The organism is Paenibacillus sp. FSL P2-0136 (genome assembly GCF_037975325.1).
Classification (GTDB): domain Bacteria; phylum Bacillota; class Bacilli; order Paenibacillales; family Paenibacillaceae; genus Paenibacillus_AQ; species Paenibacillus_AQ silagei.
Genome location: NZ_CP150244.1, coordinates 3,589,715 through 3,609,460, shown reverse-complemented (window position 1 = coordinate 3,609,460; position 19,746 = coordinate 3,589,715). Strand labels below are relative to the sequence as shown.

At 48.3% G+C, this 19,746-nt stretch carries 13 protein-coding genes; all 13 read right to left on the bottom strand.

Annotated features, from left to right (window positions below):
* Positions 1 to 3 precede the first annotated feature (3 nt).
* Positions 4 to 1,158: a U32 family peptidase gene (locus NYE26_RS15030; protein ID WP_339256967.1), complete on the bottom strand. Its 1,155-nt coding sequence runs from the start codon at positions 1,156 to 1,158 to the stop codon at positions 4 to 6.
* A gap of 37 nt (positions 1,159 to 1,195) precedes the next feature.
* Positions 1,196 to 2,605 (bottom strand): condensation domain-containing protein, encoded by a 1,410-nt coding sequence (locus NYE26_RS15025; RefSeq protein WP_339256966.1) that lies wholly within the window; start codon positions 2,603 to 2,605, stop codon positions 1,196 to 1,198.
* A gap of 13 nt (positions 2,606 to 2,618) precedes the next feature.
* Positions 2,619 to 4,151: an amino acid adenylation domain-containing protein gene (locus NYE26_RS15020; RefSeq protein ID WP_339256964.1), complete on the bottom strand. Its 1,533-nt coding sequence runs from the start codon at positions 4,149 to 4,151 to the stop codon at positions 2,619 to 2,621.
* A 15-nt stretch (positions 4,152 to 4,166) separates the two neighbouring features.
* Positions 4,167 to 5,165 carry a U32 family peptidase gene (locus tag NYE26_RS15015; protein ID WP_339256962.1) on the bottom strand — a complete coding sequence of 333 codons (999 nt, stop codon included), beginning with the start codon at positions 5,163 to 5,165 and terminating at the stop codon, positions 4,167 to 4,169.
* Between the two features lie 15 nt (positions 5,166 to 5,180).
* Complete coding sequence (locus NYE26_RS15010) at positions 5,181 to 6,545, bottom strand: hypothetical protein (RefSeq protein WP_339256960.1); 1,365 nt, start codon at positions 6,543 to 6,545, stop codon at positions 5,181 to 5,183.
* 61 nt (positions 6,546 to 6,606) lie between these two features.
* Positions 6,607 to 7,899 (bottom strand): hypothetical protein, encoded by a 1,293-nt coding sequence (locus NYE26_RS15005; RefSeq protein ID WP_339256958.1) that lies wholly within the window; start codon positions 7,897 to 7,899, stop codon positions 6,607 to 6,609.
* A gap of 22 nt (positions 7,900 to 7,921) precedes the next feature.
* Positions 7,922 to 9,079 carry an acyl-CoA dehydrogenase family protein gene (locus tag NYE26_RS15000; RefSeq protein ID WP_339256956.1) on the bottom strand — a complete coding sequence of 386 codons (1,158 nt, stop codon included), beginning with the start codon at positions 9,077 to 9,079 and terminating at the stop codon, positions 7,922 to 7,924.
* A complete protein-coding gene (locus NYE26_RS14995) occupies positions 9,072 to 9,335 on the bottom strand; it encodes a phosphopantetheine-binding protein (protein ID WP_339256954.1) in 264 nt (87 codons plus the stop codon). Before NYE26_RS14995 ends, NYE26_RS15000 begins: the two co-directional genes overlap by 8 nt.
* A 26-nt stretch (positions 9,336 to 9,361) precedes the next feature.
* A complete protein-coding gene (locus tag NYE26_RS14990; protein WP_339256952.1) occupies positions 9,362 to 10,216 on the bottom strand; it encodes a 3-hydroxyacyl-CoA dehydrogenase family protein in 855 nt (284 codons plus the stop codon).
* A gap of 23 nt (positions 10,217 to 10,239) precedes the next feature.
* Entirely contained in the window at positions 10,240 to 11,493 is a 1,254-nt protein-coding gene (locus NYE26_RS14985; RefSeq protein ID WP_339256950.1) for an ACP S-malonyltransferase, read from the bottom strand.
* On the bottom strand, positions 11,486 to 14,587 hold the full coding sequence (locus tag NYE26_RS14980; RefSeq protein ID WP_339256948.1) for a cyclic peptide export ABC transporter: 3,102 nt from the start codon (positions 14,585 to 14,587) through the stop codon (positions 11,486 to 11,488). The genes NYE26_RS14985 and NYE26_RS14980 overlap by 8 nt, the downstream gene beginning before the upstream one ends.
* Entirely contained in the window at positions 14,580 to 15,197 is a 618-nt protein-coding gene (gene cysC, locus NYE26_RS14975) for an adenylyl-sulfate kinase (RefSeq protein ID WP_339256946.1), read from the bottom strand. The genes NYE26_RS14980 and cysC overlap by 8 nt, the downstream gene beginning before the upstream one ends.
* A 22-nt stretch (positions 15,198 to 15,219) precedes the next feature.
* Positions 15,220 to 19,737: an amino acid adenylation domain-containing protein gene (locus NYE26_RS14970; protein WP_339256944.1), complete on the bottom strand. Its 4,518-nt coding sequence runs from the start codon at positions 19,735 to 19,737 to the stop codon at positions 15,220 to 15,222.
* Positions 19,738 to 19,746: the final 9 nt, after the last annotated feature.

Below are 19,746 nucleotides of genomic sequence, written 5' to 3'. Positions count from 1 at the left end.
GCCCTAGAGGTCAAAATCAACCTCTACGGTGCGTTTCGTCTCCTCTTCCTCTGAGCTGCACGATTCTATCATTCCGTTGAATTTGTCATATTCATGATAGAAGGTCCGTGCCATTTGAACCACTTCCGTAGCCTTATCATAGTCGATGATCCTTTTCGAGTAGCTGGTACAGTAATTGCAGGAATCACAGCCCTTCTGGCAAAAATGTTCCTTCTCGTAGAAAGGTTTGATGAAGCCTTCTAATTTTTTATTGTCCAGCAAAATTTTGAAATGATTAACCGAATGGAACATGTTGATAATATCCATTAAATCTCCATCATGGCTTCGGTCAAAATAGCATTTCAAGGTTCTTACAGGGTCGCCCTTCATCACCAGGTGCCGGCCCTGTAGCTTGAAATAACGGATACCGGCTGAAGTGTAATAAGGAATATCCTCAGGCCTTACCCAGGCAATCTTCAGCAGATTCCCAATGTCCCTGTACCTCTGAAGTACACAGCGGTGTTCATAATAGTTCACACTGATCTCACTGGCCGACCCGGTGGAATCTCCGCCAATCTGGTTATAGTGAAACATCCGGTAGACACAGTCCTTCAGACAGATGGGATTGATAATGATCTCAACCTTATCTCCGAAGGCCTTGACGATCTCCCGCAGGGTACCGAAATTGCGGTTAATCGATTCGTCCACAACAATCCTGTCAACACCCATGTCCCGGTAAAAGCTTGCTTTATTTGCATTCGTAATTTGACATAATGTAGAAGATTTTACTGCGAAATCATATCCCGATGACTTTATAATTTCTACCAGCGAAGGTAAGGCTGCCGTAATCGAGCGAACCCCTGCCTGATACAGATCAGCCAGGAAGCTCCGGATTTCCTGTACGCCTTCTCTTGTAAATTCCTTATTATTCAAATAAATGGCGTTAATCGTATAATTAAAATCGATATCCCTAGCCTTGGAATATTCGATATATCTGCGTAAATCCAGCAGGTCAATCCGGGGCAGCTGATTAACGGCCCTTCCTGAAGCCAGCTCATTGTTGACCGTAATATTTCCGTATGTCTCCAGCACCTTCGCATGTGTATACTCTTCATTCATTTGCGCGTAGCGGTCAATCGTTTCCATTTTGAAATCAGCGGGAACGCTGTAGTACTCCATGGGTTCACTTCTCCTTTGGCGGAACACTAGGCTCAGCCTAAATATCGAACTCAACCTGCAACTGTAGACGATCACGGTTCAGGGCAGTTATAAGGCTGTCCATTTCTCCGGCTTCCATCAGCTCAATCTGACTCAGCTTCAACTCATTCTCAGTGGATGCGGACATAATATGCTGCAGCACCCTATTCAAATGTACTCCCATGTTCTCTATCTCCGTCTGCGTGTATCTATTGCTGTTATAACTTAGAGTAAGCTCGATTCCGTCCAGCACCGAAATATTGAACACCAGATCATATTCTGCCTGGATAAGCATGGAGTAGGAGGTTACCCGGAGCGCATCATTACCGCAAATCGCAGCATTATCGACCGGATAATTCTCAAGAACAACCATCGTATCAAAGAGGTTACTTCCGCTTCCGGCGTACTTCTTAAGATCTGCCAGAGATACATACTCGAACTCTTCCCGCTCCTGCAGCATCTGCATGACTTGCTTCAGCAGATCAATCACCTTCAGGTTGGGTGCAGTATTCATCCGCAGCGGCAGGGTATTAATGAACAGGCCAACCATGTCCTCTACTTGCTGCACGTGCGGCTTTCTGCCTGACACGGTGGTACCAAATACAATATCCTGCCCGGCATAGTATTTATGCAGCAGGATACCCCAGGCTGTGTACATCAAGACTGCGAGGGTAATTTGATGTTTTTTAAGGAATGCTCTAATCTCTTCCAAGTCAAAGGTTGAAGCCGGAATAAGAACATTTTTAATTGTTTTTTCCGATTCTGGCTTTGGTTGCGGAAGCTGTTCCGCAGCCTTCATCTCCTTGCGGAATCCTTGCAGATATGTCCGCCAGTAGTCATGCTCTGCCTGTATATTTCGTTTATTCAGGCTGCTTACGAACGCCTTATACTTATTTTTCCACGGTGAACCGGGTGTCCTGCCATGGTAGAGCTCATTATAGATCTCGAAAAATTCCTTCAGCAGAATCCCTGTACTCCACCCGTCATAGAGAATATGATGATTGTTGAGAATGACGAGATACCGCTGCTCCTGTGTCTTGCATACTAGAATCCGAAAGGGAACGTCCGTCAGCTCCACCCTTCTGAGGCGGTCCTCGGATAACAGCTTCTCCACTGCATGTAAGGGGGCTTCACCGTCCTGCGCCAGATCAACATATTCTATGACCGGGGGAGCTTCCTTCAAAATAATCTGCACCGGATTCTCGATCAGCTCCCAGCGGAATGTCGTCCGCAGCATTTCATTTATTGCAGCCACCTTCTGCCAGGCTTGTTCGAACAAATGGATACGCAGATCTCCTGTTACCTCCAGGCACATCTGCTCAAAGTAAATATAGCTTGCAGGTTGTTTCAAATGATGAATCAGCATTCCCTTCTGCATCGGAGTCAGCGGCACAATATCTTCAACATTGTCTCTTCGGAGCTTCTTCATAGTTACTCTCCCATTAAGCTGTTCTGTAACTCGTAATTTCCTTCAATTTGGCCCGGTCCAATTTGCCGTTGGCGGTTAAGGGCATCCTCTCCAGCAGGAGCAGCTTGCCCGGCAGCATATAATCCGGTAAATATGGCTTCAGTGCAGCTCTTATTTCTGCCAGTGACAGCTCTTGTGACGAGACAACGCAAGCGACAATATCTGCCGCGACTTCAGAGACCGGTCTAAGGAGTACTGCGCACTCCACGCCCGGATGACACCGGTGGATAACAGCCTCAATCTCTCCAAGCTCAATCCGTTGTCCGTTGATCTTCACCTGATGATCCAGCCGTCCTAAATATTCAATATTGCCATCCGGCAGCAGGCGTCCCAGATCCCCTGTTCTGTACATCCGGCCCGCGGGCCCTTGGACAAAAGCCCCGGCTGTTAACTCCGGCTGATTGATGTAGCCCCTTGCCAAGCTGTCGCCTGTAATACAGATTTCTCCCGGACATCCGTCCGGCTGCCGCTGTCCTTCCTGGACAATCAGAATGTCTGTACAGGCAATCGGCTTGCCGATCGGTACCTGATGAATAGGCCCTTTTTCCGGGCATTCATAATAGGTTACATCGATGGTGGCCTCAGTTGGCCCGTATAGGTTGATCAGCCTTGTATGGTTACGCTGATTCAGAAGGTTATTAAATAGTTGAACACTGGACGGAGTAAGGGCTTCTCCGCTGGCAAATACCAGCCGCAGCGCTGCCAACTGGTCTAATTCCCCGGCTCCGGCCACGTATTTCAGAAATACGTTCAGCATAGAGGGGACGAAGTGTATGACGGTAATATTGTACCTGCTAACCGCCGCAACTATGGTCTGCGGAAACTTCTCGTAGCCCGGCTCCAGCAGGCAAACGGTTGCGCCGGAAATTCCCCACCAGAGAAGTTCCCAGACGGACACATCGAACCCGAAGGGAGTCTTATGGAGTATGGTGTCATTCTTACCTATGGGATAAGCGGCCTGCATCCACATCAGGCGGTTGAGCAGCGAACCATGTTCAATCATCACCCCTTTGGGCGTTCCGGTTGAACCCGAGGTATACATGACATAGGCCAGATCGGAGGAATGGTATTCGTGGATTCCCGTATCCCCGGAGTCAAGATATAGCTCTGGATCATCCAGGCTAAGCTGCTCTCCTCCATAGAGATGCGGCTGAATATATTGCTTCTGGGCCAGCAGAAGGATCGCCCCGCTCTCCTGGAGCATAAAACGGATTCTGGCCTCGGGGAGGGCGGGCGGTAACGGCAGGTAGGCGCCACCCGCCTTCAGAATGCCATAAATTCCAATCAGCATCTCAAACGACCGGTCACACAAGATGCCTACAATTGTATTACTTCCCGTCCCTTTTCCTCTTAAGATAGTAGCCAGAGCCTCAGATTTCTCGTCAAGCTGTCTGTATGTCATCGATTCTTCACCCAGCTGAACAGCTGGCCGGTCCGGTGTCCTTGCTGCTTGCCTACGAAACAATTCTTGAACAGTCAGCGCTTCTTCAGGGCGTTCGATCATCATCCTCTCCCTCCATTCCTATGGATAGTAGCAGACGTCCGGACAACGTTTGGCGATAAAGCTGTCTTTGATGGTTTGGCTAAAATCAGAATTATTTACGGAATGTCCGGACATTTCAATAATTTGTTTGAGATTAGCAATGTCATTGGCCAAATATTTAACCGAATAGCCCCGGCCTACCACCTTCAGATGGGTAATCCCAATCTGCCGCAGCTCCTGGACCTTGCACACACCGCAGCCGTCCTTGCCGAAGCTGTCTTTAATCGTTTGCTCCTCACTGCACGCTGTGACCGGATGCTCAGGCGGAAGATTTTTCACCCGGTTTTTCAGATTATAAAAGCGCTCAACCTTGGCAAACCGCTGCTGGCTGTCATTACACCGTGCAATCCGGCTCGGGATATTGCAGCTTGAGACGAATTCATCACTGTGTACACTGTTGCAAAATGACCCGGAGTAAAGACAAAAAGCATTCATGATAAATGCTTCATACTCCATCCCTTGAATGGAGCTGTTATCAATGCAGCTCTTCATATTGTCCACCGTCGTTTTTCTCGGGAATATAAACCGGCTGATATCGAATTGGTTGAAAAATTTCATGCTGACGTGGTTGATTACTTCAAGCTCGCTGCTGATATGAAATTCGCACTTGATTTCCTTCTCCCGCAAATACAGCACAAGCGCAGGATCTCCAATGATAAAGGTACTGAAGCCCATATCCATCAGGCGCTTAATAATATCGAGAATCAGCGGATAATGCTCCTGCAAATAATAATGTGAGTTAAACGTGATTTTGACGGGAACCCGGTATCGCTGAACCATCTTTCCAATAATCCGCATGGAGCTGTACGTCCCGATGTTATAGGACACGATCAGTGTCTCTCTACGGTTCAGCGGCAGGACATTACTGTACTGCTTCAACCATTCATAGGGGACTATGCCGCAAAAAAATTCATCCGCACCTGCCTGCGCCAGCGCTTCATAGCTATCAGCATTGGATAACGGGGCTACTATCTTCAAGCTTGTCCCTCCTTCCTATTCCACTGAAAATACTAGTCTGTCAATTCCGCTGGCTACATATTGACCCAGGACATCCGGCTCCGTCAGCAATGTCCCATCGAACCCGAACACGCTGTTGCCCCGTCCGATCATATTCGCCTGCTTCGGATACAGCTTGCATAGTTCTCCGCAAAATTGCGGACAATGCTCCACCAGCTTCTGCTTATAAATATTGAAATGAACACACTCGGCATAAAGCGGACAAAAGGCAGAGGTATTGATCTGGTAATACGGGAAATGAAGGCTGTGCGCTCCTTCTGGAATGCGGTTACCGGTTCCATGCGCTTCAAATTCGAAGCGGTTGACCCCCCATCTGTTTAGAAAGGTCAAATAATGCGGTGCATTCACATTGTTTTCCTGCAGTTTGTCCTTATGGCGTTCGTAGCCGAACATGAGCGGTGTTCTCGGATCTTTTTTGATTTTGTTGAGCAGCTTGCCCAGAACCGGAATTATAGTCTGTCTATAGGGTTCAAGCAGGATAAAGAGACTCCAGTCATTAACGGTGACTTCAACAGTCTTTCGAGCGGATAAACACCATTCGTTCAAGCTGTCCAGCAAACGCTTTACAGGCTCTAATTGAGCCTCAGTCAAGGAGGGAAGCACAATCGTAACGTCCAATTCTGCTTCTTGGGCTTCTGCCAGCAAAGCAGTAAGCATCTCTTCGTCAGGACAGAGATGAGGACAGTAATCATTGCCGATATAGACCCTTGTCAGCGGCTGCGATAGAAGCCAATGCCGGTCCAGGCTAAGCCGTTCCAACTCGATTTGCATTAACGCTCTATAGCCGTACCGGGACACTTGCTTATATAGCCTGGTGGTATTGACCGCCAGAGCCAGCTGATATTTCACCTGCGGAGACCTGCCGGAAGCCATTCTCATTCTGCTGGCCGGACCGAACCATTCGGCGATTTGATCCTCATAGCTGTCATGGAAATCCGAATCCTGTTCATAGTCATAGAGCTGTGTATTGCTTAAAAAGTCAAGTGATCCCAATCTGCTTTGAACCGGCCCGGAGGCTGCCTGCGGAAATTCCGCCAGTTGGCGCAGGATGCCTGAATAGAAAGGGAAATCTTCCTGCTGGCTTAGATCTACCTTAAGCGTGTAGGTGCAGGAGAATTCCCGCTTCTGAAACTGGACAAGCTCACAATCCGTGAAGCGGAAGGTCTGATATTCGCTCCGGGTCAGATTAAAGAGAGAGACCTCAAGCCCATCCACCTCCGCAAGCTGTTCGTCACTTTCTAAGGTAATCTCATCCCCGCTGATCTTTAAAATCCGATAATCCTGACCGCCTATAAAACCGATAGCCATAAGCGGCGGAATCTCCTGAAATTCCAGTCTCATCTTGTATCCCCTTTGTGAGTTGTTACACGAATATTTGTGAGGCTGTCCTGTCTGCTCACTATTACTCAGTCAGAATGCTATAGACTTGACCAGAGAACGGGAGCTTCTGAAAGCCGGACACCCGCCGGGAAGGCACGAAGGTGTGGATTCCGGTATCATTAGAATAATTAGGCGAAATTTGCAGCAGATACGGCAAATGCCGCGGAACATTCTGGCCGACATATAAGCCGTATCCATTGAAATGCAGGCCGCGGACAAATCCGTTGAACGTTGTCAGTACTTGTTTATTGCAGTAGACGGTTCCTTTTGCCGAATCACAGAATAGAATATCGTTATTAATTTTTAGTAAGGAGTGCGGGGTATTCAGCTGTTCGGCATAAACCTCATCCACAATGAAGCTGTGCATATCCATTCCCATAATAGCGCCGTCGTCCTTGAAAGCACCTCTTGTAAACATCCCGTTCCGGGAAGCCATCGCGATTAGAATCCGGTCGCCCTGAATCAGAATATCGCTAATATGCAGCATTCCTGGCGTACCGTTCACAATGCTTTTCCCGACTTCGATCTGCTCTACCCGCTTTCCGGTCTCCAGATCATATACCGCAATACGGTCCCATGCCGTCTCGATAATGAAAGCGTAGTCTGATCCGCCTACATTACATATATCCATCCCATGGAGATCAGCATCCAGCATTTCTACCGTTCGCTCAACTTCAAAATCAGAATTAAGGTACAAAAGGCCGCGGTCATCCTCCATGGCAACATAGCCGTCCTTATATCTGAGAAGAGTGCGGAAGTCACCGCTAAGCTGCTGACTGTAAGATGAGGCAGCAGTATCGTAGATATAGAGCCCGCCCTTATTCGAGCGGAACGACTCCACCGTAAAGATCACCTTATGGACATTATCGCGTTCAGGGACATAACCGGTATCCAGTTCCTTCAGATCAAAAATATACCTTCCGTCAAATAGCTGGCTCAGCGGGTCCAGTCCCATTTCCTGCAGATGCTTAACAGCCTCAGGGTATTGGTCAGAGAAGATAATGACTTTCAAATGCACTCCATACTGTTCGATGATCCCTGGGAAGCGGGAAGCAGAGATCACGTCAAAGCCGCGCAGCTTTCTCCCCTCCTCCTCTGCACCTTCCTCTTCACTCACAAAAAGCTCAATGCGGGGATACAGCATTTTATTGGATAAGGCGGCATAGTATCTGGCATGTGTGTTCGTTCCGTAAATTACAAATTTAGCCTGGTCCGGGTCGGAGACATGCATGTAGCGGCTGAGACTGTCTCTGCTGTTATAGGTTTCATTTAAAATGCCTCTCGCATAGCGGGTCTGGCATTGTTCTGTGGACATAATTAACCTCCGGTATCTAATTCTATTCTGTAAGCCGTTTGAGCTTTTTAGCTTTACGGGCATAGCTTTTTCCCAGAATCATCTGGCTGATTTCATTGCTGCCTTCGATAATTTCAAAGGTCTTGGAGTCGCGGTAGTATCTGGATACAGAAAAATGTTCATTGCATCCCAGTGCCCCCATGATCTGAACCGCATGGGGAGAGTGTCTGGCTGAAGCGGCTGAAGCGTAATATTTGGCCGCCATAATCTTTTCTGTAGCTTCAGGCAGCCCTTCATCCTTCGACCGGCATGCATCCAGACACAGCAGCTTAGCAGCTTCAAGCTCTACTCCCATGTCGGTAATATATTTGCTGATCGTGCTGTGCTCGGCCAGAAAGCGGTCAAAGGTTCTTCTTCGGAGTGCATGGGCACCACTGTTCTCAAGACATCCCCTAAGTAAACCTACAGCTGCCCAGGCCACGCTGATTCTGCCGAATTCCAGCGCATAGGGAGCCACATAATTAAAAGCAATACCTTCATGGCCGATCATATGGTCTCTTGGTACAATGCAATTGTTAAATTCAAGCACTGCCAGATGGCCTGCCTTGAAGCCAAGCATATGGTTCACGGGAATAACCGTAACCCCCGGCTGAGTGCGCTCCACGATACAAGCCGTCGGCTTGCCGTTCAATTTGCCGAACACGATGAATATATCAGCCAAGCCTCCGCAGGTAATCCAGCGCTTCGTTCCGTTAAGAATCAATTCGTCCCCTTCGGAGCGATATTCCGTAGTGATTCCCTGAATATCACTCCCTGCGCCGGGTTCAGTCAAGGCAAAAGCACCCAGGACAGAGCCCTTTGCCAGACTGGCCATCCATCTCTCCTTCTGCTGCTCCGTACCCCATTTAAGCAGTGTCTGCGCAACCATAGTGTGTACATTAAATAAAGCCGTGAGTGATGCACTGCTTCTTCCTACTGCCTCATTGAGCAGTCCGTAGGTTACTGTGTCCCATTCCTGCCCGCCGTATTGCTGTGGAATCATGCCTCCCAAATAGCCTCTGGCTGCACATTCCGCAATAATGTCCGGGGATAAGGCCTCATCGATGTCCCATTGGTTGGCATAAGGCTCGACCTGGCCTTTGGCGAACTCCTGAAATTCCTTATACCGCTCCAGTTGAATCTCTGTCAGGGAGCTATGCATGATTTACTTCCGCCTGCTTGTTGTTCACAAAGGCAGCGATAGAGCGGACGGATTGAAAATGTTCCATATCCAGATCCGCAATTCTAATTTTGATCTTGAAGCTTTTTTCGAGAAAGGTCATTAATTCAATAGCAAAGAGTGAGCTTACAAGCCCCTCTTCAAAGATGCGCAGATCATAATCCAGATCCGATTGATTGATATGCTTCAGAATGAAGCTGCTGATTGTCTGCTCATAACTGGTTATTTCATAATTCATAATGTATTTCTCCTCTTCTGCATGAATTAGCCGTACACATAAAAGCCTTGGCCGGACTTTTTACCTAAATGTCCTGCATCTGCCATCTTCCGCAGCATCGGACAGCAGCGAAACTTGGAATCCTGATAGCTCTCATATAGCACATCGAGAGATCTAACGACGGTATCGATTCCAATTAAATCAGCCGTTTCCAGGGGACCCATCTTATGTCCATAGCACTGCTTGAATATCCGGTCTACCGCTTCCGGTGAAGCCACTTGATCCATTACGACAAAAGCTGCCTCATTCATAAACAAATGAGAGACCCGGTTGGAGACGAATCCTGGCAAATCCTCTACCAGGATCGCTTCTTTCTCCATCCTCCCCAGAAATTGATTCACGAGCTGTATCGTGGCTTCACTGGTATGATAGCCTTTAATGACTTCAATAGACGGCTTAAGCACAGCAGGATTCATGAAGTGCATGCCGATAACCTGTCCGCTGCGTCCAGTCACGCTCCCTACCTTTGTAATGGAAATACAAGAAGTATTGACTCCAAAACACACCTCAGGCCGGCAAATCTGATCCAGCTTCCTATAGATCCCCTCCTTGATGGTCCAATCCTCTGTCACATTCTCAATGATGAAATCGCACTGGTGAACCTCGGATAGGTCAGTGGTAAGCTTCAAATTCAGTTCTGCTTCCTCCGGTTCCATCAAAGGAAGAGCAGTATTTACCAAAGGAGAGAAACGTATATTACGTATGATCTCCTGAAGGGCAGCCTCAAGAATATCCTCGGATACATCCACGAGTACAACCTGAAATCCATGGAACAGCAGATCAACAGCGATGCTTCTGCCCATGACTCCTCCTCCGATAACCCCCACGCTAGTAATGTTCATTCTTACAGCACTCCCTGCGATAATTAGTTGATTAAGCTTTTGTAGCAGAGTACCTTCCTCATTCTTCGGGTCCGCTCATCCCCCGAAAGACCCTTGGCACTTAGAATCAGATGGAGCGCATGCAGAACATTCTGGAGCTGCAGTTCGGTAGGCCCTCTCTGGTGCAGAATACAGCTCTGATACAAGTCTTTCATTTGCTGATACGGTTCAGCTACGGCAGAGTCATAGCTCTTCATATCCGCATTGTAATTCTTGGTTGCGGCAACAGCAGCGAGACTATTCCGCAGCACTCTCAGATAATCGTCAGGCTCCAGGAGCAGCGCTTGTCGAACTGCAGGAACATCAGCCGGTTTGTCCACGGAATAACGATTGAGCTTCTCTGTATTGATAGCCGTTAAGTAGCAGAGCACGGTCTTAGGCCCAAGCTCCACTATGGAGTCAATGCCTGCGGTAAGCAGGTATTCAATGGAATTCCGCCAGCGCACAGGCTGAATCAGCTGCAGGGATAAATTGTCCTTGATCAAGCCAGCCTGCTCCGGGTAAGGCATTGCATTCCAGTTAGCCACAACCTCCCAACGAGGGGGCGAGAAGCTGTAGTGGTCAAGCACTTTCCGGAGCCGGTCAGCGGCCTGCTTCATGAACATACTATGAAAAGGTCCGCTCATCGGAATGGGAATAACCATTCCCCCGTCATCCTCCAGTCTAGAGGCCACTTGCTCTATAGAAGCCAGTGCACCGGAAATGGAGGCTTTAGCCGGAGCATCTACCGCCGAGACATATACCTCTATGCCTTCATTGCGGGCTTCACTGCAGATCTCCTCTACTCTTGAGGAATCCAGATTGACTACCCAGGCCATAGTTCCTTGTGTTGCAGCGGCAGCCTCATTGATAATCAGCGCCCGCGCTCTTACCATCTCCAGCGTATCCTTGAAGGATATAACTCCTGCGCTGCATAATGCTGTGTATTCACCCAAGCTGTATCCCATAGCTGCAGCAGGCTGCAGACCCGTTTCCTTGGTAAATACCCGGTGACAGGCTATACTTGAGCATACTAATGCAAGCTTGCTGTACTCCAGCTTATTAAGTGTCTCTTCTTCTTCCCGGTCGAAGCAGAGCCGCCGCATATCCATATGGAGCACGTCACTGGCTTCTTCGAACGTTTCTCTAACAATGTCATACTCGTCATACAGTTCCTTGCACATGCCGCTGTATTGCGAGCCTACTCCGGGAAAAGCGAAACATAAACTGTTTGTATATGGAATCTGTCCCTCATGCAATCCCGTTCACCTCACTTTGCATCCTGATACCGGCTGATGCCTGAACCTGTGTCAGCTGTCCTGACTCCATCCGCAGCACCCGGTCAGCTATATGAAAATAACGGTCATCATGTGTAATGACGATGACGCATTTCCCCTGCAGCTTCAACCGCGGAAGCAGGATAGTATAAAAATATTCCTTGAATTCGGGGTCCTGCTCTGCTGCCCATTCATCAAACAAACAAATCGGCCGGTCCTCAATATAGCTGATCAGCAGAGCCAGCCGCTTTTTCTGACCGCTGGATAACTTGAGACTGGAAAATGCCCCATGATTCATCTCTACCTTTCCGTTGAGCTGAAGTTCATGCAAGTGAAGGCTGATTTGCTCCGAATGGGCTTGTGTATCAATTCCGTACAGCTTGTCAAACAAATAATAGTCACTGAACACCGTGGAATAATACTCGCTAAGCTCTCTCGGGTGAGTCCGTTTGCCGTTCACATGAATCTCGCCGCTTAAGGGCTGGTACAGTCCAGTCATTAGCTTAGCCAAGGTGGATTTACCGCTTCCGTTGCCTCCGACTATGAATATAATTTCGCCTGAAGTGCACCTGAAGCTGACGGGTCCCACGGCAAACTCCCGGCCGTCTGCCTGGCTGTACTTGAATTCCACCTTGTGCATAACAATCTCGGTCTGCCCGCAGCGTGAATGGATGTCCTCTGTGAGCAGTGGGGGCGCTTCTTCCCGGAACGCCTCCAATTCCTTCGACAGCTGATTGATTCGCTTCCAGCTGATCCGTACCTTGACTATATTGGGAATCGCATTTAATAACCCGTTAACAGGTCCTGTCATATACAGAAATACAAACACATAGCTCTTCAAGGTGCTGCTCTGAATCTCATCGAACAACAGTGGGAATACAAAGGCGACCACTCCAATGACGAAGGTGAACAGTAGCTCTCCAATAACAAACACATTCGCAAAATTGATATCCCCCTGAATGCGCTTGTTCCTGTACGCTTCGCAGCTCTCCCTGACGTCCCTGCTGAACTCCTGCCGCTTGTCCTTGCTGATATACAGCTCCTTGTACCCATTGATCAGATCGTGAATGAACTTGAAAAAAACATTCTGCATATCACGTGTCTGCTCCCACAATCTTCCAGCCATTTTACCAGCGAGAAAATAGGAGCCTGCAGCTAATAGAATGACGCCTATCGAGACCAGTAAGCCATAGAAATTGATAATGCCCAAGTAAATAAAGCAGCAGAGCAGTGTGACAAAGCTGGTAATTCCGGCAATGAGTACGTTGCTGAACCCGCTAATGGTCTCTGTATCGTTCACCAGTGCCGATTGGATTTTCCCGTCTTCCATGGCTTCGAACTTGGCATAATTGGAATTCATTACCTTGTCAATCAATTCAATCCGTTTGGTGTAAACAATGTCGTTGGCCATAAAGATAACCTTGGATCTGACCAGCCGCTGGCCGCAAACATAAATAACGATACCTGCCACAAAGTAGAGTAGTAATCCGCCCTGAAAGCCGTCCTCCCGGCTTAAAGCCGCATTAATGATGAAGATGATCAGGGCATTGCCCAACCCGCTGACAACACTTAGGATGGAGACTACAAAGATCGAATTGCGTGTATTCCGTCCGAACATTCCGTACAAAATGCAATAGATCCCAAAGATTAAGACGGCTGATAGGAGAGCAGCGGCCGCGTAAGGAAAACTCCGGGGGGCCCACACCATGACAAAGCCCCAAGAGAGGCCGGAGTACATCACCTTAGGCAAGATGGAAAGACAATAGCTCAGAATTGCCGTTATGAGACATAAGACCAGTACCTTGACCCATACACCTTTAACATCGGGCCGCTGCTGCTCCTGCTTCGCTTTTATAAGAAGAGCGGCAATGAAATATACCGTCAATATGCTGAAGCTCAGCATCATCACTATCATTGCACTTGCAAAATAGTCTAAGCTCATGTACGAATCCCGGGATTCCCCCGGAAGCTCTTCACCAGCCAGCAAGCTCATAATGCCTTGGCCAATCTCTTCCGTATAGGCGGAGTTCATGTTGGCAAGAACGGCTACCCCCTGATGCTCCTGCGGACGGATAACAAAAAATGATGAGAAGTTAGGATTAGATCCCCCATGTGACAGCTCCCCTGCTCCTTTTTGATAGCTGTTCCAGCCGAAGGCATAAGAAGAGCCTCTGGCGTTAGGGGCTACTGTCCGGTCTGGAAGATGGGAAGCCTGGACCAGCGGGCTGAAATCAGAGTCTGCTTCGGCTCCAAGCTGTATTTCCAGCCATTTGGCGATGTCTTTCAGATTGGAAATATAATAGCCCGCCGGCGTATTCCCCCGGTAAGTCGGTGCATCATAGGCAGCGGCCCGCAGGAACTGGAACTTATAGCCTGTTGCAAGAGAATTCAGACCTTCCGTCCGGCCTGCGAATGTGTTCTCTAATCCAAGCGGCTTAAGTACATTTACAGTCATGTATTCTTCATAGGATACGCCTGATACGTTCGCTATGATTAATCCTAGAATGTCATAGTTTAGCGTAGCGTATTGATACCGCTCTCCCGGATCAGAATCAAGCTTCTGTCCGGCAAGGGTCCGTACCGTCTCCTCCAGTGCGTTCGGGCTGTTTGAGATGGGAATATCATCAATGGTCCGGGATGGAATGCCGCTGGTATGATGCAATAGTTGACGCAGTGTAATTTCTTTACGGGCGCCTTCATAGCTCATTTCGAACCAGGGCAGGTAAGCCGATACCGGGGCATCCAGGTGAACTCTCCTTTCCTGCTCAAGCTTCAGGATTCCAAGTGCTGTGAACGCTTTGCTTGTTGAACCGAGTTCAAATAATGTGGCATCCGTAACAGGCTCTTGAGTTGCCAGATCAGCGTATCCGAACCCTTTATTGAACACGAGTTCATTTCCGCTTATTATTGCAACTGCAAGGCCGGGGATTCTTCCCTCTTTCATTAAGCCCCGTATATAAGCTTCTATCTCCTGCTCCTTCAAATGGGTTCCCGGACCGGCGAATGCCGGAGCCGCACATAAGCAGCACAGGAAGAGTAAAACAAGCGCTGCGGCCGTATTTCGTATTTTATTCATCCGTTGTCCTTGTTTCCTGCCAAAGCATAATATACTTAAAAAGAGCATCGCTGGATTCCTCGACGGACAGGAGATTAGTGTCCAGAATCATATCCGGCCGCTCCGGCACCTCATAAGGATCAGAGATGCCTGTAAAATGGCTGATTATGCCTTTAAGGGCTTTTTCATATAATTTCTTTGGATCTCTTTGTATGCATGTATCCAGATCTGCCTTTACATATACTTCGATGTAATGTGCATCCCCAATCCGCTGCCGGGCGGCTTCTCTCATTGCAGCGTATGGCGAGATACAGGATACAATCGTAATGAGTCCCGCATCTCTGAACAAATCCGCTACTTCGATAATTCTTCGTACGTTTTCATTACGGTCCGCTGAGGTGAATCCCAGATTTTGATTTAGACCATGTCTTAGGTTATCCCCGTCCAGAACATACACTAGCCGATTACTGTCAATTAGCTTTTTTTCCAGGCTGCCGGATATGGTAGACTTTCCCGCACCTGACAGTCCAGTCAGCCATACTACCAGTCCTGCCTGTCCTGTCAACTGCTGTCTGTCCGCTTGCGTAGTCTCATTGTTGTGCCAGACAACATTTGCACTCTGGCTTGACATTCTGTATCCCTACCTTTCTAAGTTACTCCATTGCGGCAAAGAGACTGTCCAATTCCCTTTGTGTTAACCGGGCCTCCGGAAAATCACTGGGTGTAAACTCCGTTTCCTGCTTACCAGAGCAGTGGTTAATAATATCGGTTAAGGTAACAAGATAACAATCCAGCATAGCAATGAGCTGCTCCTCACTGTAATATTTGCTGCTGCAGGCCAGGCTGACGGTAAGGCGGCGGTTCAGGATATAGACATTGAAATCCATAACCTCCTGTGTGGGGTTCTTATCACCGATTTCAGGACCGCTGTCAACGGGAACTGCCTTAAAATACTCATTCTCCAGCAGCTGATCCAAATCACCTAAGTAGTTGAACCTGATAGGACTGACGGGTGGACGGGCTGTATAGCCCTTTCTGTTCATCAAGACGCCGTAGTCTATCTTGCTTCGGGATACGCTGCGGATCTGTTCCTTAACTGTTATAATCTGCTCAGCCCAATCCTCTACCGCTGCTTGCAGAGTTACCGGGTACATACAGGTAAACCAGCCGACTGTTCTGGAAATATCAATCCCGGCATCAATATCCTCCCGTCCATGACCTTCAAGCTCAACGCAGATTTCACATACCTGCCAATGCTGTGCGCACATGCTTGCCAAGGCGGCCAGTAAGAGATCATTCGTCTGAGTGTGATAAGCCCGGTTCGACGCATGGATAAGTCTCTCCGTGTTCTCTGAATCCAGAGTACAATGCAGGCTATGATGGATTGGCTGCTCTTCCGGATTCAGCTTCCCGCCCTTGCTGAAAGGAACAGCAGGAGGATGCTCCAGCAAGCTGGAATATTGTCCTTCTTGTAGGGATTGTCCATATCTGTCGAGAGACAATGACCATTCCTGGAAGGAATGCGTTTTAAGTGGTAATTTTAAGATATCATTTGCTTTCATCTGTCTTAGCATAGTACCCATGTCCTCCAGGATAATGCCCCAGGAGACCATGTCGACAGCCAGGTGATGCGCCGTCAGAAGCAAAAACGCTCCCCGCTCTCCCAGATGAAACAAACAGGCCTTTAGCAGCACTCCACTGTGAATATCAAAGCTTTGTTTGAGTTGAGTGCCGATTTCCCTTATCCGTATGTCCTGCTCGCGAATCGGATAGCTGCCAAGATCATAGAAGGGAACGGCCTCTGCTGAAGGTGCCGGCAAATCTTGGTTGTAATACAACTGGCCGGATACGGCATCATAGTTCATCCGAAAACTATCATGGTGCCGGATGATTTCCAGCAGCATCTGTTCAAGCTGTTCCGGCTCCAGGCTCTGCTTGATCCGCAGCATAAGCGACTGATTATAGTGATTGGGATCAGGGAAATCCTGAGCCAAAAACCACGAAAGGATCGGCGTTGGTCTAATGATTCCCGCAGCCGGCTGTTGCCCGGACTCAGGCCTTCCCGACCAGTGAACATGCCGGGCCATCTCTCTCAACAAGGGGGTTGCCAGCAGCTCCTTTAGTTTGATTGTGTATCCCGCAGTATTCAATTTGGAGGCGATTTGAATTGCTTTGATGGAATCCCCTCCCACAGCAAAGAAATGGTCATTGCCGGATGCTGTCTCTAATTGCATTACTTCACCGACTACCTGGTATAAGATTTCCTCCTCTGCAGTTAGGGCAGTATCATTGCCGGCACCCGTGCGCTCTGGCCGCACTGGCTTCGGAAGAGAGCGTCTGTTCAATTTACCGGCTCCTGTAAGCGGGAGCTCCTCCAGCTCAATGAAGAATGAGGGAATCATATATTGCGGCAGCTTGGTGGACAGGTATTCCCGCAGCTCTTCTAAAGAGACGGAGCCGTTTTTCACCAGATAAGCGCATAAATATTTCCCCTGCTCTGAGTCCTCCCAATCCTTCACTGCTGCTGCCCGGATAGCGTTATGCTGCAATAAGCTGTTCTCTATCTCACCAAGCTCTATACGATAGCCTCTGATTTTGACCTGATGGTCGTCTCTTCCGAGATATTCAATAATGCCTCCCGTAATAAAACGGGCCAGGTCACCGGTCCTGTACATTCGCTGCTCTGGAACAAACGGATTATCAACAAACTTCTCCTGCGATAACTCCGGTCTGTTCAAATACCCTCTGGCTACCCCGTGCCCGGATATATACAGCTCGCCAATGGCATGTGGAGGAACAGGATTACCGCCCTGATCCAGAATGTAAATCTGTACATTGCCGGCAGGCCGGCCAATAGGAACGGATGGCCCATGATCCAGATCAGGATCATACTGATGTATCATACATCCAACGACAGTCTCAGTCGGTCCGTATTCATTGTAGATTTGCACCTGCGGCTGCCTGAACCGCTGCATTACCTTACTTGCCAGCTCCGTGCTCAGCCTATCTCCGCCAACAATAAATCTCCGTATGGATGAACATGAATAATCCAGATCCCGGATAAGTGACAGATGGGCCGGAGTGAGCTTCAATACTGTCGCCTTGTTATCCCGTATCACTCTATACAGAACAAACTCATCTTCATCGTCACGGTAGACTACGATCTTATTGCCGGTTACCAGCGGAGTGAAAATAGACGTTACCGTTAAATCGAAAGCTAAGGATGAATACAGCGGAAACACCTCGTCATCCTGGCGGATATACATCTTGCATGCCCAGGTTACATAATTACTGAGTCCGCGGTGCTCAATCATGGTTCCTTTGGGCACTCCTGTGGAGCCTGACGTATAAATGATATATGCAAGATCGTCTGGATGAACGGATAATGCGGGGTTGCCGCCTGGGCCTTCAAAAAGCGCTGAGTCATTTAAATGAATAATGATCCCGTTATAGTCCATCGCTTGTTCCCACTCACAATTAATTAACAGAACCGGAACAGCAGCTTCGTTGAGAATAAACCGGATACGTTCTGCAGGATATGACGGGTCCAGTGGGAGATATGCCCCTCCCGCTTTCAGCACTGCAAGAATCCCGATAATACTCTCTAGGGAATGGACGGTGAACAGTCCTGTAACCGTCCGCCTTCCAACCCCTAATTTGCTTAATTTACCGGCAAGCTGATTGCTTTTTTGGTTCAACTGACTATACGTCAGACTATCGTTTCCAAAACTAACTGCAATCTTGTCAGGAAATCTGGCCGCCTGATCCTCAAACAGGGAAATAACGCTCTTGTCTGGGTTATATTCCATCGCTGTGGAATTAAAGTCATAGAGCTCGTAATGCTCCTCGTCTACTGACAATAAGCTTAGACTACCCACAGCGCGTGAGGGATCAGTTAAGACTTTTGTCACAATATGCACGATCCGATCATACATATCCTTGATCTGTTCTTCGGAATAGGCGTCCTTCTGATAATCAAATTGCAGACTCAGCGCACCGGATAGAGACCAGCTCTTGATAACAAGCTGCAGCGGGTATTGCTGCATGCCGTTATAGAACTCCTCATTCTGAACCGAGTAGCCGTTAATCTCAGGGGCAAGCATAGTGTTGTACCAGTTTATACAAGCTTGAAATAAGGACGTATGATTCTGTTTGAATATCTCCACATCTCTGGTTAACAGATCGAAGGGGTATTTTTGATGAAAGAGACCGTCCATCATCGTTCTATGAACCCGCGCTACCATCTGTCCTACTGTCTCCTCGTTACTTAACGAAAAGCGAAAAGGCATTGTGCTTGTGAACATACCGAAGGCGCTCTTCTCTCTCCGTCCGGAGCGGTTCAGCACAGGAATTCCCAATAGCAAGTCAGTCTGACGGAGCATGATGGACGCATACAGCAGATATACAGCTGTAAAAAAGGAATTGCCGGAGCAGCCACACCGGTCCGTATATTCCTTAATTTTCCCGGAAAGCTCTAACGGCAATTCGAATACGGAGCGGCTGCCGTGCAACGATTCACTGTGCCCTGCCAGGGAATCCTGCAGCTCCTGTAAATGCCCGGTCCAAAAAGCTTTGTCTTTGAGGAAGCGCGGAGATTCAAGATAGCGCTGTTCCGTGTCCAGATAATTCAAATAAGAGTAAGAGGTTCCATTCCCGGTATCTTGCCCGGCGTATAATCTTTCATAGTTTGCACCAATCTGCTCCGTCATTAATTTCATTGACCATCCATCCGCAATCAGGTGATGGAACTTAGAGTAATAACCCATTTCGGACCCGGATACTTGAAATAGTGCAAAGTAAAAAAGTGAAGCATCTTCCAATTCAAACGGTGTCGAGGCTTCTGCCTGGCTCCATGTCAGAAGCTCTTGTTCCGGTTCACAGCAGCGTGAAAAATCCAGTCTGTCCAGAGGAATAGGCTGGTATGGATGAACATACTGGCAAGGCCCGTCCTTCCCTTCGGTAAATCTTAATCGTATTCCGTCATGCTCTAGGATGAACAGATGGATAGCTTGTTCCAATAGATCAAGGTTAACTGCCCCATGTATCCGTATGGTCCCGCCAATATTATGAAGACTGGAGCCGGAATGGATTTTATCCACAACCCACACCCGCTTTTGCGGATGGCTTAACGGGTAGAACTTGACATCAGCCTGTCTATCTTCTTCTGTCATGTCGTAACT

Excerpts from the sequence above, each read along its gene's own strand:
- NYE26_RS15030 (WP_339256967.1), bottom strand. The coding sequence starts at position 1,158 with ATGGAGTACTACAGCGTTCCCGCTGATTTCAAAATGGAAACGATTGAC.
- NYE26_RS15025 (WP_339256966.1), bottom strand. The coding sequence starts at position 2,605 with ATGAAGAAGCTCCGAAGAGACAATGTTGAAGATATTGTGCCGCTGACT.
- NYE26_RS15020 (WP_339256964.1), bottom strand. The coding sequence starts at position 4,151 with ATGATGATCGAACGCCCTGAAGAAGCGCTGACTGTTCAAGAATTGTTT.
- NYE26_RS15010 (WP_339256960.1), bottom strand. The coding sequence starts at position 6,545 with ATGAGACTGGAATTTCAGGAGATTCCGCCGCTTATGGCTATCGGTTTT.
- NYE26_RS15005 (WP_339256958.1), bottom strand. The coding sequence starts at position 7,899 with ATGTCCACAGAACAATGCCAGACCCGCTATGCGAGAGGCATTTTAAAT.
- NYE26_RS15000 (WP_339256956.1), bottom strand. The coding sequence starts at position 9,079 with ATGCATAGCTCCCTGACAGAGATTCAACTGGAGCGGTATAAGGAATTT.
- NYE26_RS14995 (WP_339256954.1), bottom strand. The coding sequence starts at position 9,335 with ATGAATTATGAAATAACCAGTTATGAGCAGACAATCAGCAGCTTCATT.
- NYE26_RS14990 (WP_339256952.1), bottom strand. The coding sequence starts at position 10,216 with ATGAACATTACTAGCGTGGGGGTTATCGGAGGAGGAGTCATGGGCAGA.
- NYE26_RS14980 (WP_339256948.1), bottom strand. The coding sequence starts at position 14,587 with ATGAATAAAATACGAAATACGGCCGCAGCGCTTGTTTTACTCTTCCTG.
- cysC (WP_339256946.1), bottom strand. The coding sequence starts at position 15,197 with ATGTCAAGCCAGAGTGCAAATGTTGTCTGGCACAACAATGAGACTACG.
- NYE26_RS14970 (WP_339256944.1), bottom strand. The coding sequence starts at position 19,737 with ATGACAGAAGAAGATAGACAGGCTGATGTCAAGTTCTACCCGTTAAGC.